Source organism: Streptococcus australis (assembly GCF_003943615.1).
Classification (GTDB): Bacteria; Bacillota; Bacilli; order Lactobacillales; family Streptococcaceae; genus Streptococcus; species Streptococcus australis_C.
This window is the reverse complement of record NZ_RJPZ01000001.1, coordinates 231,622-247,116: the sequence shown is the minus strand read 5'-3', so window position 1 is coordinate 247,116 and position 15,495 is coordinate 231,622. Positions and strand designations below refer to the sequence as shown.

Here is a 15,495-nt window from a genome sequence, read left to right as displayed (position 1 = left end):
CATAAAATAGTGAGGGATTCAAAATGAATAAAACTGTAAAAACAGTAGCCATCTTATTGTCAGCTGGTCTTCTCTTAGTTGCTTGTGCGCCAAAAGAGAACCCAAAATCTACCGCTCAAACGTCCACTAAAGCGACGACGAAAGCGACAACTGAATCATCAACTAAAGCAAAGACCAAAGATTCATCAACTAAAACAAAGACCAAAGATTCATCAACTGATGAGGTTAAAGAAGAGGACTCAAGAGCAGGTGCTCAAAAAACAGTCCTTGAAACGAGTGATGAAGCAGGTAAGTCAACCGTAACCTTGTATTACAAGGGAGATACTTTATTAGTACAAGAAAAGGTTGATGATTATAATATTTCAAAAATGGATGGAGATAACCCTCTTGAAGAAATGAAAGAAGCCGTTGCCATAAGCCAAGAAAAATTCAAAGATCTGATGGGGCATGGATTTGAACTAACTTCCGAATACAAAGACGGTATCTTCTATATCTACAATACAATTGATTACACGAAAATCGATTTGCAAAAGCTAAAAGAAATCGTTCCAGGCTTTAATCCTCTAAATGACAGTACAGTTAGTTATTCTGTGACGAAAGAAAGTCTCATTAACAGTGGTATGGTCGAAAAATAATGTTTTAATATTCTAAGCGGTTCTGCACCCCAAAAAGTTAGACAGAAAAACTAACTTTTGGGGTGTTTTGTTATGAAGGTCTCTTTGTTTGTTAGAGCAGGAGGATATCGGAGAAATTTAATGGAACTGGGGGGAAAGACTTGGTCAACCCAATTACCAAAAGGGGATCGCAGGAGGAGATGTGGGGGCTGACCATCTCTATACACTTAGGGATGATGGACCAAGTGAGAAAATGAATGCCGAGTATACGGATACAGGTCTCGGTAATGCCCAGTACCGAATTGTAGAGCGTTATAGCAATTGGGATAAATACCCGGATGTTCATAGTTACTTCTTTGCGATAACCAATACAGGAGAAACGATTGTCTTTCATTCACCGACGACTAATGGTGGAGTCATGTACTTAAAACCAACAGAAAATACAGAAATTCAAACGGAGTTTAAACGTTTGGTGGAAGAAGAATAGTCAATCATAATAGAGAGAGTGGGACAGAAATCGGTCATTCGTTAGAATTCGATTTCGTCGTCCCACCTCCGCACAGTTGAGTAGGGCTGTAAAAGCTGATGAAATCAGCGTAGTAGAGCCCACTCAACCACTGCGTCTTGCTCGACAATCCGCTGTGAGAAAAGTGTTTGAAACATGATTGTTTCAAACACTCGGGAGTTTTAAGACTATAAATTAAAAAGCGAAGTGGCTTAAAACTAATTGAACACGGGCTGCGGACCGTGTCAAAAGCGCAAAATACATTAGTACTAAATCCAAGACACAGTAGCTGATTGAATTCTTCTCTCACCTTTTAGCTCGGAAGAATCCTAATTAGCCTTGTGGGGGCAGGACAACGAAGCAATCCTATACAACAGTGCTTCTGTCCAGCTCCCTATTTTGACTTTATCCGCAGACGCCCTTTGTATCTTGATTTAGTCATGGAACTTCCTGGATTGCTGAAATCATCCACTGGATAATTTCACCTAACGTCCGTCCTCAAGGTCGTCAAGAATCTCTTGATCAATTGGGGAAGTTGATCTTATAAAATTTTAGGAAAGGCTTTGTCAAGTGTTGACAGGCCTTTTTTTGAGTGCTATAGTAAAATCGTAAACGCTTACACAGTAGAACGAAGTAGATGAAAAGATGGGCAAGTTAGATGCCTTATAAAAAGAGGAGAAAAAACAAATGGCAGGACCAGTGATAGTTGGAGAGCACTACCGAATCTCCGTGTTAACGGAATCTTTGGTGCGCTTGGAATATTCAGAGAATGGTGTTTTTGAGGATGGACAGACGCAAGTTGTGCAAGATAGAGATTTTGGACCAGTTTCTTGTGAGATCACAGAGACCGAAGAGGTCCTCGATCTGCATACGGAGCATCTCCACCTTCATTTTGAAAAGGGACCTTTTGCACCGGATCGGCTTTTTATCGAACTCAAGGGCCAGTATGCAGTCTATGGTAGCCGATGGCACTATGGGGATCGGCCTGAGACCTTAAAGGGGACCAGTCGGACGCTCGATGAGGTCGATGGAGCTATGGAGTTGGAAGATGGGATTTTAAGCAAAGCAGGCTATGCTCTTTTGGACGATTCTGCTTCTTATTTGTATGATGTCGAAAGCGGATTTAGAGCACGGTCATGTCCAGAAGTGGATTTGTATTTCTTCGGTTATGGGCGCGATTATCTAGGGGCCTTGAAAGATTTTTACCATCTGACGGGACAGCCACCCCTCTTGCCACGATATGCTCTGGGAAACTGGTGGAGCCGGTATTGGCCTTATACCAGTCAGGAATACACAGATTTGATGGATCGTTTCAAGGCTGAAGGGGTACCTCTAGCTGTCAGCGTGATCGATATGGACTGGCACAAGACGGAGATTCCTGCTCGCTTTGGAAGTGGTTGGACGGGCTATAGTTGGAACCGGGACTTGATTCCTGATCCAGCTGCCTTCTTACATGGTTTGCATAAGCGTGGTTTAAAGGTGACCTTGAATGTTCATCCAGCAGACGGAATTCGAGCCTTCGAGGATGCTTATCCCATGGTCGCAAATCGCTTGGGACTCAATACTGAAAAGGAAGAAGTAGCCAGCTTTGACTTTTATAGTCCAGCCTTTCGTGAAGCCTATTTCGAAGATGTCCACCATCCCTTAGAAGATCAAGGAGTGGACTTTTGGTGGATTGATTGGCAACAGGGAAGTCATGGCAAGATGGATCCACTTTGGTTGTTAAATCATTATCATTATCTAGACAATTGTCGAACAGGTCAAGCTGGTCTCATCTTATCACGTTATGGGGGGCCTGGAAGCCACCGGTATCCAATCGGTTTTTCAGGGGATACCATTGTGACTTGGGAATCCCTAGCCTTTCAACCCTATTTTACCAGCACAGCTTCAAATATCGGCTACACGTGGTGGAGTCACGATATTGGTGGCCATATGCGGGGTTACTATGATGAAGACTTGGCTCTTCGCTGGTTGCAGTTTGGGGTCTTCAGCCCGATCAATCGTCTCCATAGTTCTTGTAATGCCTTTAACAGCAAGGAACCGTGGTTTTACTCGCCTGAGACCTGTCGCTTGATGAAGCGGTATTTGCGCCTGCGCCACAGCTTACTACCTTATCTTTACACCATGAATGTGGCGACGCATGAAGAAGGACTGCCTTTGGTTCAACCCCTTTATTACCATTATCCAAACCAAGAAGATGCTTATGAGGCTAAAAATCAATATTTCTTTGGCAGTGAACTCATGGTGGCGCCAATTACAGAGGCTCTGGATCCTGTCTATCATAGTGCTTCTGTGAGTGTTTGGTTCCCAGAAGGAGTATGGTATGATTTCTTCCATGATTGGAAGTACGAAGGAAAAGGCAAACTCACAGTCTTTAGAGCTAGCCAGGATATTCCGGTCTTTGCGCGTGCAGGAGCCATCATCCCTATGGATGCACAACCGCAGACAGGGGTAGAGCTTCCAGAAATGCTGGACTGGCATCTCTTCCCAGGTGACAATCGTTCCTTCGTACTCGTTGAAGGAGAAGGAGATAACCGGGTTGAAACCCGCCTAACTGTCAATTGGGATGAAAGAAAGATTAGGCTGGATTTAACAGGTGATCTAACGCTGCTTCCTGAAAAGAGACAGCACCGGTTCTTCCTCCATACCTTTGAGACAGCCCCTATCTTAGTGGACAATCACAGTCAGGAGATTGCGATGGGTGTGTTGCAATCGCGTCCTACTGCCAAAGAAGATCGGATGTTTGAGCTCTTGAAATCTGCCAACCTGGCCTACGATAGGAAGAATGAATTGTTTGTGGCTTGTTCAACAGCCAAGGATTGGAAACAGTTGATGAAGATCATTACGCCTTTAGAGGAAGGTTTGCGTCAACGTCTCTTTGAAGTGATTTATTCCAGTGAAGAGAATGAAGACTTGTAAATTCTTGCAATTTCACCCCTATTTTTGTAAGATGAAAGTGATTTCATAAGCATGAAGGAGAAGAAAAAATGGAACAAAAATGGTGGCATAATGCCGTAATTTACCAAGTATATCCCAAAAGTTTCAAGGATAGTAATGGCGATGGGATTGGAGATCTCAAAGGGATCACAAGCAAGTTAGACTACTTAGAAAAATTAGGGATTACAGCCATCTGGCTTTCGCCGGTCTACAAGAGTCCCATGGATGATAACGGCTATGACATTTCAGATTATGAGGGTATTGCCTCCATCTTTGGGACGATGGAAGATATGGAAGAATTGATCGCAGAAGGCCATAAGCGCAAGATCAAAATCATCATGGACTTGGTGGTCAACCATACCTCTGATGAGCATGCTTGGTTTATCGAAGCGCGTGAAAATCCAGACAGCCCTAAGCGGGATTTCTATATTTGGCGGGATGAGCCAAATGGTATTATTTCTGCTTTTAGTGGTTCTGCTTGGGAATTTGATGAGGCCTCTGGTCAATATTATCTGCATAACTTTAGCAAGAAGCAACCAGACCTCAACTGGGAAAACGAGGAGCTTCGTCATCAGATTTATGACATGATGAATTTCTGGATTGACAAGGGCATTGGTGGCTTCCGTATGGATGTCATCGATATGATCGGCAAGATCCCAGATCAGGAAATCATCAGTAATGGTCCCATGCTCCATCCTTACTTGAAAGAGATGAATCGCGCTACCTTTGGAGACAAGGATTTGCTTACGGTAGGGGAAACGTGGGGGGCGACACCTGAGATTGCCAAGCAATATTCCAATCCAAAAAATCAAGAATTGTCCATGGTTTTCCAATTTGAACACATCGGTCTTCAATACCAACCAGGGCAACCAAAATGGTACTACGCCAAGGAATTGGATGTGCCTAAATTGAAGGAAATTTTCACCAAGTGGCAGACAGAATTGGGGACAGAAGAAGGCTGGAATTCGCTCTTTTGGAACAACCATGATCTCCCACGAATTGTGTCCACTTGGGGGGATGATGGCGACTATCGGGTCAAATCTGCCAAGGCTTTGGCTATTCTGCTTCACTTGATGAAGGGAACTCCTTATATCTATCAAGGCGAAGAAATTGGGATGACCAATTATCCATTTGAGACCCTTGAGGACGTAGAAGATATCGAGTCAATCAACTATGCCCATGAAGCCTTAGAAAAAGGTCTACCGCTTGAAGTGATCATGGATCAAATCCGCCATATTGGTCGGGACAATGCACGGACACCGATGCAGTGGAATCATGAAGCAGAAGCTGGCTTTACGACAGGTCGTCCATGGCTTGCGGTCAACCCAAACTATAAAGAGATCAATGTAGAGGCTGCCCTGGCAGATCCAGACTCTATATTCTATACCTACCAAGCTCTCATTGCCTTACGAAAAGAGCAGCCTTGGCTTGTAACGGCTCATTATGAATTGGTGGACGCAGCAGACAAGGTCTTTGCCTATAAGCGGGTAGAAGGAGAGCAAGCCTATTTGGTTGTTGTCAATCTTTCAAGCCAAGAGCAAGAGTTACCGCTGGTTAATGGAGTTGAGAAGGTCATCATTGCCAATACCAAGGTAGAGCAAGTGCTTGAATTCGGCAAATTAGCCCCTTGGGATGCCTTCTGTGTCAAGTTGGCCTAATGAAGGTAAGAAAAGAGAGTGGGACAGAAATCGGTCATTCGTTAGAATTCGATTTCGTTGTCCCACCTCCGCACAGTTGAGTAAGGCTGTAAAAGCTGATGAAATCAGCATAGTAGAGCCCACTCAACCACTGCATCTTGCTCGATAATCCAAAGACAATTGAGAGACTAGGACTTTTGTCCCAGCCTCTTTTTCTTATATATAATTTCAAATCAAAATCGTTGACAGATGTAATATCTAGTATTACAATGTTATGATAATGATTACACTCTTATAAAAAGTGAGATAAGAATCTTAGCTTTTAAGAAGATGGTGAGGAAGAACATGATTGAATACAAACATGTAGCCTTAGGCTACACTGAAAAAGAGGTTCTTAGAAACGTCAACCTCTGTATTGAGCAGGGAGAATTTATGGTCTTGGTAGGACCTTCAGGATCTGGAAAAACCACCATGCTTAAGATGATCAATCGGCTTTTGGAGCCGACAGATGGCAATATCTATATGGATGAAAAACGCATCAAGGACTATGATGAACGAGAGTTACGTCTCAGTACCGGTTATGTCCTTCAGGCCATCGCTCTATTTCCAAACCTAACTGTCGCTGAGAATATTGCTCTCATTCCTGAAATGAAGGGCTGGAGCAAGGAACAAATTGCCTCTAAAACAGAAGAACTCTTGGACAAGGTGGGTCTGCCCGCTACAGATTATGCTCATCGCTTACCAAGCGAGTTATCAGGTGGGGAGCAACAGCGGATTGGTATTGTGCGGGCCATCATTGCAGAACCAAAGATTCTATTGATGGACGAGCCCTTCTCAGCTTTAGATGCTATTTCTCGCAAGCAGCTACAGGCTCTTACCAAAGACTTGCACAAAGAATTTGGTATGACGACTATTTTCGTTACTCATGATACGGACGAGGCATTGAAATTAGGCGATCGGATTGCGGTTCTACAAGAAGGAGAGATTGTACAGGTGGCGAATGCTGAGACCATTCTAGCCCAGCCAGTCAACGACTTTGTTGCGGATTTATTTGGAGGTGTTCACCATGTCTAAACTACTTGCAACCTTCCAAGAACGCTTTGGAGACTGGGTCACTGCACTGGGACAACATTTGCAACTGTCATTACTGACCTTGCTCCTTGCTATCTTTCTAGCTGTTCCACTGGCTATTTATTTAAGTAGTCGCAAGAGAGCGAGCAACTGGGTCCTACAGTTAGCTGGAATCTTCCAGACCATTCCTTCCATGGCCCTTTTGGGACTCTTCATTCCCATCATGGGGATTGGGACGCTTCCGGCCTTGACAGCTCTGGTTATCTACGCCCTTTTCCCCATCCTTCAAAATACCATTACCGGTTTGCAAGGGATTGACCCAAGCCTCGAAGAAGCAGGGATCGCCTTTGGGATGACCAAGTGGGAACGACTCAAGAAGTTTGAGATTCCCTTGGCCATGCCCGTCATCATGTCTGGGATTCGGACAGCAGCTGTGATGATTATCGGGACGGCTACCCTTGCTGCCTTGATTGGAGCAGGGGGACTTGGTTCCTTTATCCTTCTGGGGATTGACCGCAATAATGCCAGTCTGATTTTGATTGGGGCCTTGTCTTCTGCCTTCTTAGCCATCGCCTTTAACCTGCTTCTCAAATGGATGGAAAATGCCAAATTGCGGACCATCTTTGCGGCCTTTGCTGTGCTAGTTATTGGATTAGGAGCTTCTTATACACCAAGTCTTCTTCCCAAACCGAAAAAAGAAAACCTGGTCATAGCTGGTAAATTAGGTCCAGAACCTGAAATTCTAGCCAATATGTACAAGATTTTGATCGAAGAAAACACGGACATGACAGTGACCGTCAAGCCAAATTTTGGCAAGACCACCTTCCTATATGAAGCTCTGAAAAAAGGGGATATCGCGATCTATCCAGAGTTTACAGGGACCGTGACCGAAAGTCTCCTCAAGCAGGCGCCGCAAGTCAGTCATGATCCAGAAGCAGTCTATCAAGCGGCCCGAGATGGGATCAAGAAACAAGACGATCTGGTCTTGCTCAAACCCATGGCTTATCAGAATACCTATGCTGTCGCAGTGCCTAAGAAAATTGCCCAAGAGTATGGCCTCAAGACCATTTCCGATTTGAAAAAGGTGGAAGGACAACTCAAGGCGGGATTTACGCTAGAGTTTAATGATCGAGAAGATGGGAACAAGGGCTTGCAGAAGGTCTATGGTCTTGATCTACAAGTATCCACCATGGAGCCGGCCCTTCGCTACCAGGCTATCCAGTCCGGTGATATCCAGATAACAGATGCCTACTCAACGGATGCCGAGCTTGCTCGCTATGACCTCGTGGTCCTCGAAGATGACAAGCAACTCTTCCCTCCATATCAAGGGGCCCCACTCATGAGAGCTGAATTACTCGAAAAACATCCAGAATTGGAGGCTGTTCTTAATAAACTGGCTGGAAAAATCACAGCAGATCAAATGAGCCAGCTCAACTACCAAGTCGGTGTGGAAGGCAAGTCGGCTAATCAAGTAGCGCGTGATTTTTTGATTCAGGAAGAGATGATCAAGAAATAGATTTTTAAAGGAGTATTAGCTTAATTTATGAGTATGAAAAAAAGGATCAAAAGATCCTTTTTTTCATACTAAGGCTAACAAGATAGTAAGTACCAGAGCGATTCCAATCCGAATGACATGATGGGCTAGATGGAAGTTTTCTTTGTGCTTGCCATTCCAATAGGCTCCATAGCAAATCAAGCCACAGCCAATCATCCAAAGAGATAGTGCGACAATTGGCAAAAAGAAGTAGAGGATGAGAGATAAGGTTGCAAGACTGCTTCCGATAAGGAGAAGCCGATTTCCTAGAGTGTTCTTGCCCTTTCTTAATTCTGAAAGGCTGGCTAATAAATGAAGAAGAGCAAAAGCAAGGGCTAAGAAGGCTGTAAAAATACCAAGAAGAATAAGGAGGTTCATAAGATTACCTTTCTAGCTAGAATAATGATGAGTTATTTTTGTTTCCTTGTCATTTCCATGACGTCTAAATAGAAGCTAACAACTTCTTTCTCGTTACAAGATTTCCCTTTTTTCAACCACCAAGTCAGAGTTTCGATGAAGTTAGTAACGACAAAGTGCTTGAGGTAAGAAGTGGGAATCCTAGGATGGGCTGTTTTTAAATCATCCGCCACCATCGGAAAGACATGGGCTTCTAATTCCTTATGGAGTTGACGGAGAAAATAGTCATTTTTAGATAGGAGGAGGCTGGTCACGTGATCTTGGTTTTCTCGGAAATGATGAAAGATGTGAGCCAAGTAATCTTCTGCCGAGACATGAGCTTCTCGTTCAAATAAATGATGAAAGAGGTAGTGGCAGAGTTCGTCTAGCAAGAGCTCCTTGCTCTCATAGTGACTGTAGAAGGTAGAGCGTCCCACATCTGCCAGATCAATAATATCTTGAACAGTCGTCGCTTGGTAGCCTTTGCTATTTAACAGTTGTAAGAAGGCTGTATAGATCGCTTTTTTTGTTTTAGCAATTCGTCGATCGGTTTGGCTCATATAGACAATTTGAACAAACTGTTCAATAACGTACACAGAGAACGGTTTGCTTCTATCCTTTCTAAATAGAGTGGGGGATAATACTAGTGAGAGAATCATCTATTCCCATTATACCATATACTAAAGGAGGTCAAAAATTGAGTTCAAAATTTGCCGTTTGGCTAGCCTTTCTCTTAAATTTTAGCTTTGCCATTATCGAATTTATCTTTGGTGGTCTCTTTGCCTCCAGTGCGATCTTAGCGGATGCCGTCCATGACTTGGGAGATGCCTTGGCTATTGGCATTTCTGCTTTTCTAGAAAGTATCTCTAACCGAGAGGAGGACAGTCGCTATACCTTGGGCTACAAGCGTTTTAGTCTCTTAGGTGCCATCCTGACGGCAGTCATCCTCATTACCGGTTCCACTCTCGTTATTTTAGAAAATATCAGCAAATTCATTGAGCCCCAAGTAGTGGATCATGAGGGCATGCTCTGGTTGGGCGTCATCGCCATTGCTATCAATTTAATGGCTAGCCTCATTGTCCGGAAGGGGCAGACCAAGAATGAATCCATCCTGAGTCTCCATTTCCTTGAGGATACACTGGGTTGGCTAGCTGTAATTGTCGTCGCAATTATTTTGCGTTATACGGACTGGTATTTCCTTGATCCACTCTTGTCCCTTGTCATTTCCTTCTTTATCTTATCAAAAGCCCTTCCACGTTTTTGGTCTACGCTTAAGATTTTCTTAGATGCTGTGCCTGAAGGAGTGGATATCAAGAAGATCAAGAGTGATTTGGAGAAATTGGAGTATGTGGCTAGTGTGAATCAGCTTAATCTCTGGACCATGGATGGTTTGGAAAAAAACGCCATTGTCCATGTTTGTCTCAAGCAGATAGAAGACATGGAAGCGAGTAAAACAGCTATCCGTCATCATCTAAAGCACATTGGCTTTCATAATATTACCATTGAAGTGGATAGCGATCAAGATAGTCATGCCTGCCATAAACGGGATATCCATGCCATAGAGAGTCAGAGCGGACATGATCATCACCAGCATTAATGGAAATCTATTATTCCTTTGTTGAGGACATTTTAGAAATTATCTATTTAATATATTGATTCTAAAATCAAATTGTGATATACTACTCATATTTCTGAAAGGATCGAGCATATGTTACAGCTACAACATATTTCAAAAGTTTATCATACAGCGAATCAAGAGTTTCACGCGTTGAAAGATATCTCGATTCGCTTCCGTGAAAATGAGTTCGTCTCAATTCTCGGGCAATCGGGTTCAGGGAAAACCACCTTGTTAAATATCATCGGTGGACTCGACCAATACACATCGGGTGATTTACTCATCCAAGGAAAATCAACAAAGCAATTTAAAGACCGCGATTGGGATAGCTACAGAAACCACACCATCGGATTCGTCTTCCAGTCCTATAATCTCATCGGCCACCAAACGGCACTCTCAAACGTCGAGATTGCGATGACCCTCTCTGGTGTTTCCAAAGCGGAACGTAAGAAGCGTGCCATCGAAGCGCTCGAACGCGTTGGATTGAAAGACCACTTATATAAGAAACCAAACCAAATGTCTGGGGGACAAATGCAACGGATCGCGATTGCGCGTGCTCTTGTCAATAATCCAAAAGTAGTTTTAGCCGACGAACCGACTGGAGCGCTCGATTCTGAGACTTCCCTTCAAATCATGGAATTATTAAAAGACATCGCTAAGGAACGTCTGGTGATCATGGTGACGCATAACCCGGAGCTGGCAAAGACGTACTCCACTCGTATCGTACAAGTATTAGATGGAAGTATCTTAAGCGACTCGAATCCGTATGATCCTACAGAAGAAACCAAACAAGGCGACATTCAGTTCACGAAGACAAAGATGAGCTTTATGACAGCTTTAGTCCTTTCGTTTAATAACTTATTGACGAAGAAAGGTCGGACATTCCTGACAGCCTTTGCTGGTTCTATAGGGATTATCGGGATTGCCCTTATTCTAGCCCTCTCGAACGGTGTGAGCGACTACGTAAAAAAGGTGCAAGAAGACACTCTCGTCTCTTTGCCATTGACAATTAGCGAGCAGAACCAGAGTAATCTTATGGCAACCTCACCAGACTTGAGCGAAAAGCCGTATAGGGATAAAAACGAACTAGGTGTCAATACGCTTTTAACGAATCTATTGAAAAAACAAATAGGGAAAAATGACCTCGCTTCCTTCAAGACTTACTTGGATAAACACGCTTCCAAAGTCTCAACCCTTACAAAAGACATTCGTTACCAATACAATTTACAACCGTACATTTATGCTAGTGACACCTCCAACGGTCCAAAGAGTATTCTTCCGTCAAACCTAGCGGGCGAAGTTGATACGGCGAACCAAACGATTAAAGGCTACTTGCAAAATATCGACTATTGGAGCCAACTTTCAAGTGACGAGGAGATGCTTAAGGTGCAATATGACGTGCTAGAAGGTCGTCTTCCAAAGGATAAATCTGAAATCGTCCTGATCGTGGATGAAGAGAACCAAATTAGTGACCTGCTCCTTTATAGCTTACGCATTAAAGACCCTAGCGAATTGAACGATGTGAAGAAACTCGACGAACTCAAATCACAAACGTATCAGTATAAGGATTTCATCGGAAAAACATTTAAAGCCGTTGTCAACACAAACCGCTTCGTGAAAGAGAACAACCAATGGATGAATAAAATTGACGACGAAGCCTATATGAAGACACAAATCGAGAATGGTCTCGAGCTTAAAATCGTCGGCGTTCTCCGTCAAAAAGAAGGCACCAGTTCGGGTGTGAACTCTCCTTCTGGCGGTGTGGCTTATACAAGCGCCCTTATCGATTACACTTCTGAGCAAATTCAAAACAGTGACATCGTAAAAGAGCAAGAAGCCAACCCAACCATTAATGTATTTACTGGAAAAGAATTTGCCAAAGATCCAAAACCATTCAATTCGGCTGATTTAACCGAAGAAGAAAAAATCCAGTTGGTAAAATTGACGCCTGAACAACAAGCGCAATACATCCAACAATACAACGAAAACTCGGCTGCCACTTACGAGGAAAACCTCGCAAAATTGGGTGTCATCGACAAATCCAAACCGGCTGCCATCGAGTTCTACACCTCTTCGTTCCAACAAAAACAAGAGTTGAAGGACTTCATCAACGCCTATAACACGGCCAAAAAAGACGCCGGTGAAGACGATAAAGTGCTCTCCTACTCCGATGATATTCAAACCATCATGTCTTCGATTACGACAATGGTGGGCGTGATTACAACCGTACTTGTTGGTTTCGTAGCCATCTCGCTCATCGTATCATCAATTATGATTGCAATTATTACCTACATCTCGGTTCTCGAGCGTACAAAAGAAATCGGAATTCTACGTGCAATGGGGGCTTCGAAGAAAGACATCCGTCGCATCTTCACAGCCGAAACAGCCATCGAAGGATTTATCTCCGGGGTGCTCGGTATCGCCATTACACTCCTTGCGACGATTCCAATCAATGCAGTTGTTTCTAAAATGACCAACGTGGAAAACGTGGCACAATTACCATGGGAAGCAGCACTTATCCTCATCGGTATTTCGATTGTATTAACGATGTTGGCAGGTCTCATCCCTTCACGCATCGCCGCGAAGAAAGACCCAGTGGAATCTTTGCGTAGCGAATAGAAGCTGTAAACAATAAAGTGGATAGAAAAATGTTTCTTTATCCACTTTTTCTATTGTGTAGAAATTTTTAGAAAGAGATTCAAACCTTCTCTCCTTACATGAAAGATGGTCATTTCAAATAGATGTTGTTTTCAAAGAATAATACAGTATCGGATTGGACATAAAAAGATATTTGTTCCACTTTCTTTGAATGATTTCTTTTAATAGCTTGTGTATTTACCTAGAAAATTAGTTTCTTCTTCCAAATGATTTATAAAAGAGTTTCCTAAAGAAATCCTTTTCATGCTAAAATAGAACAAACGTGGAACAAGGAGTAATTATGAGTAAAAGAGCTGTGTTGATGATGACTTTTGGGTCACCTGAAGAGATTACCTATGAAGGAGTAGCGGAGTTTTTCACGAATATCCGGCGTGGTGTTCGTCCTGAACCACATGAAATTCAGACTTTATATGACAATTACGTACGAATTGGCGGAACTCCACTCCAAAGGATAACTAGAGAAGAAGTGGATTTGGTTGCTTCTGCTCTTGGAGAACACGCATCAGTATACTTTGCTAATAAATTTTCCCGCCCTTTTATCACTGATGTAATCAAAGAGATGGAGAATGACGGAATTGAAGAATGTTTGTGCTTGATTTTAGAGCCCCATTATTCTTACTATTCTGTCATGGGATATGAGAAGTTTTTAGAAAGTGAGCAGATTAGGTTCCAAATTATCAAGGAGTGGTACCAAGAACCTTCACTTCTCCACTATTGGGCGGATGAGATTCGAAATATTTTAGATCAAATTAGAGATGACAGCTATAAGGTGATTTTTTCAGCTCATAGTGTCCCAGTTTTGGCACTTGATTTTGGCGATCCTTATATCGATCAGATTTATGACAATACTCGCTTGATTGTGGAAATTTTAGGCCTTGAAGAAGACCAGTATACCAATACATGGCAGAGTGAAAGTGATATTGGTATTCCTTGGATTAAGCCTGATGTCTTAGAATACCTTCGTGATGAGAAGGAACACCCTGACCACTATATTTTTGTCCCGATAGCTTTTATTAGTGAGCATATTGAGGTTCTTTTTGATAATGATGTGGAGTGTAAGGAGCTTTGTCATGAGCTTGGTGTGGCCTATCACCGTCCTCCTATGCCAAATAGCGATTCTCGTTTGATTAAAGCCCTTCTTTCAACCATTCAGTCTCATATAGATGGTGACTATAGTGACTATCAACCTCAACTAGAGACTTTTGATGAGTTGGAAGCTCCTTCAAGTACAGGTCAGATTTTGGAAGCAGAAAAAGATATTCAGATGCCTGATTTCGTCAAAAAATTGATTGCTAAAAAAGGTCGAGAGAATGTCAAGATGCCATATCTAGTTAAGAAAATGCTTGAAAAGAAGTATGGAAAAAAATATGATTAAGTAACTAAATATGACCGTAATTGGGAGTGTTTGATGTGAGCGATTTCTTGTTAAAAAGTGTATACTATAGTTAAGTAAGCAATAGAAAGTAGGTTGTTCCTATGAAGAAAACAGTCTATACAAAAGCTGGGCGAGTGGGTCTAATAGAAGTGGAGCGACCAAAAATCGAAGCACCAGATGATGTCATTCTCCGCATCGTTCGCACCTGTGTCTGTGGATCTGATCTCTGGAGCTACCGCAATCCAGATATTGAAGCAGGCCACCAAAATAGTGGTCACGAAGCTATTGGGATCGTGGAAGAAATCGGTGAGGCTATTACAACGGTCAAACCGGGTGACTTTGTGATCGCCCCTTTCACCCATGGCTGTGGGGAGTGTGATGCTTGTCGTGCGGGCTATGATGGGACTTGTGACCGCCATATTGGGACCAACTGGTCTGACGGGGTGCAAGCGGAGTACATGCGCTTCGACTATGCCAACTGGGCTCTTGTCAAAATCCCGGGGCAACCGTCTGATTATACTGAAGCCATGCTCAAATCCTTCTTGACACTAGCAGATGTCATGCCGACGGGTTACCATGCAGCGCGTGTAGCCGATGTGAAACCGGGTGACAAAGTCGTGGTCATCGGAGATGGAGCCGTAGGGCAATGTGCGGTGATTGCTGCTAAGATGCGAGGAGCATCGCAAATTGTCCTCATGAGCCGTCACGAAGACCGCCAACAAATGGCTTTGGAATTTGGTGCAACAGCTGTTGTAGCAGAGCGGGGTGAAGAAGGAATTGCCAAGGTTCGTGAAATCCTTGGAGGAGGAGCAGATGCCGCCCTTGAATGTGTCGGTACTGCAGCAGCTGTCGATCAAGCCCTTGGGGTCCTTCACAATGGGGGGCGTTTAGGTTTTGTAGGTGTGCCTCACTATAATAATCGTGCGCTTGGATCAACCTTTGCCCAAAACATTTCCGTGGCAGGTGGAGCAGCCTCTGTCACTACCTATGACAAGCAGTTCTTGCTCAAGGCTGTCCTTGATGGCGACATCAATCCAGGACGCGTCTTCACCCATAGCTATAGCTTGGACGAAATTGATCAAGCCTATAAAGATATGGATGAACGCAAGACCATTAAGGCTATGATTGTGATTGAATAACGAAAAGAGAGTGG

At 43.3% G+C, this 15,495-nt stretch carries 11 protein-coding genes and 1 pseudogene; 10 read left to right on the top strand and 2 right to left on the bottom strand.

Features of this window, described 5'->3' with window-relative positions; all coding sequences use genetic code 11:
- Positions 1 to 23: 23 nt before the first annotated feature.
- The 6 genes and pseudogenes from D8785_RS01265 (at position 24) to D8785_RS01235 (ending at position 8,280) form a co-directional block, all read left to right on the top strand.
- Complete coding sequence (locus tag D8785_RS01265) at positions 24 to 635, top strand: DUF1307 domain-containing protein (protein ID WP_023026682.1); 612 nt, start codon at positions 24 to 26, stop codon at positions 633 to 635.
- A gap of 127 nt (positions 636 to 762) precedes the next feature.
- Positions 763 to 1,101: pseudogene (locus D8785_RS01260) on the top strand (DUF4767 domain-containing protein); the annotation flags it as partial.
- A gap of 705 nt (positions 1,102 to 1,806) precedes the next feature.
- A complete protein-coding gene (locus tag D8785_RS01255) occupies positions 1,807 to 4,038 on the top strand; it encodes a glycoside hydrolase family 31 protein (protein ID WP_125374210.1) in 2,232 nt (743 codons plus the stop codon).
- 68 nt (positions 4,039 to 4,106) lie between these two features.
- Positions 4,107 to 5,714: an alpha-glucosidase gene (locus D8785_RS01250; protein WP_123160150.1), complete on the top strand. Its 1,608-nt coding sequence runs from the start codon at positions 4,107 to 4,109 to the stop codon at positions 5,712 to 5,714.
- A gap of 324 nt (positions 5,715 to 6,038) precedes the next feature.
- The gene (locus tag D8785_RS01240; RefSeq protein ID WP_123160151.1) at positions 6,039 to 6,767 is read left to right on the top strand and encodes an ABC transporter ATP-binding protein; all 729 of its coding nucleotides are present in this window, start codon (positions 6,039 to 6,041) and stop codon (positions 6,765 to 6,767) included.
- Entirely contained in the window at positions 6,760 to 8,280 is a 1,521-nt protein-coding gene (locus D8785_RS01235; RefSeq protein ID WP_125374209.1) for an ABC transporter permease/substrate-binding protein, read from the top strand. Before D8785_RS01240 ends, D8785_RS01235 begins: the two co-directional genes overlap by 8 nt.
- 63 nt (positions 8,281 to 8,343) lie before the next feature.
- On the opposite strand, the gene D8785_RS01230 is transcribed toward D8785_RS01235, so the two are convergent.
- Both D8785_RS01230 and D8785_RS01225 read right to left on the bottom strand, forming a co-directional pair.
- Positions 8,344 to 8,676: a glucuronide permease gene (locus D8785_RS01230; RefSeq protein WP_125374208.1), complete on the bottom strand. Its 333-nt coding sequence runs from the start codon at positions 8,674 to 8,676 to the stop codon at positions 8,344 to 8,346.
- 32 nt (positions 8,677 to 8,708) lie between these two features.
- Positions 8,709 to 9,254, bottom strand: coding sequence for a TetR/AcrR family transcriptional regulator (locus D8785_RS01225; RefSeq protein WP_125374292.1), 546 nt, complete (start codon positions 9,252 to 9,254; stop codon positions 8,709 to 8,711).
- A gap of 137 nt (positions 9,255 to 9,391) precedes the next feature.
- On the opposite strand from D8785_RS01225, the gene D8785_RS01220 reads away from it, so the two are divergent.
- The 4 genes from D8785_RS01220 (at position 9,392) to D8785_RS01205 (ending at position 15,481) form a co-directional block, all read left to right on the top strand.
- Positions 9,392 to 10,291, top strand: a complete 900-nt coding sequence (locus D8785_RS01220; RefSeq protein ID WP_125374207.1) for a cation diffusion facilitator family transporter — start codon at positions 9,392 to 9,394, stop codon at positions 10,289 to 10,291.
- Between the two features lie 111 nt (positions 10,292 to 10,402).
- On the top strand, positions 10,403 to 12,928 hold the full coding sequence (locus D8785_RS01215) for an ABC transporter ATP-binding protein/permease (protein ID WP_125374206.1): 2,526 nt from the start codon (positions 10,403 to 10,405) through the stop codon (positions 12,926 to 12,928).
- A 319-nt stretch (positions 12,929 to 13,247) separates the two neighbouring features.
- Complete coding sequence (gene hemH / locus D8785_RS01210; protein WP_125374205.1) at positions 13,248 to 14,342, top strand: ferrochelatase; 1,095 nt, start codon at positions 13,248 to 13,250, stop codon at positions 14,340 to 14,342.
- A gap of 101 nt (positions 14,343 to 14,443) precedes the next feature.
- The gene (locus D8785_RS01205) at positions 14,444 to 15,481 is read left to right on the top strand and encodes a zinc-binding dehydrogenase (RefSeq protein WP_125374204.1); all 1,038 of its coding nucleotides are present in this window, start codon (positions 14,444 to 14,446) and stop codon (positions 15,479 to 15,481) included.
- The last annotated feature ends 14 nt before the right edge of the window (positions 15,482 to 15,495 follow it).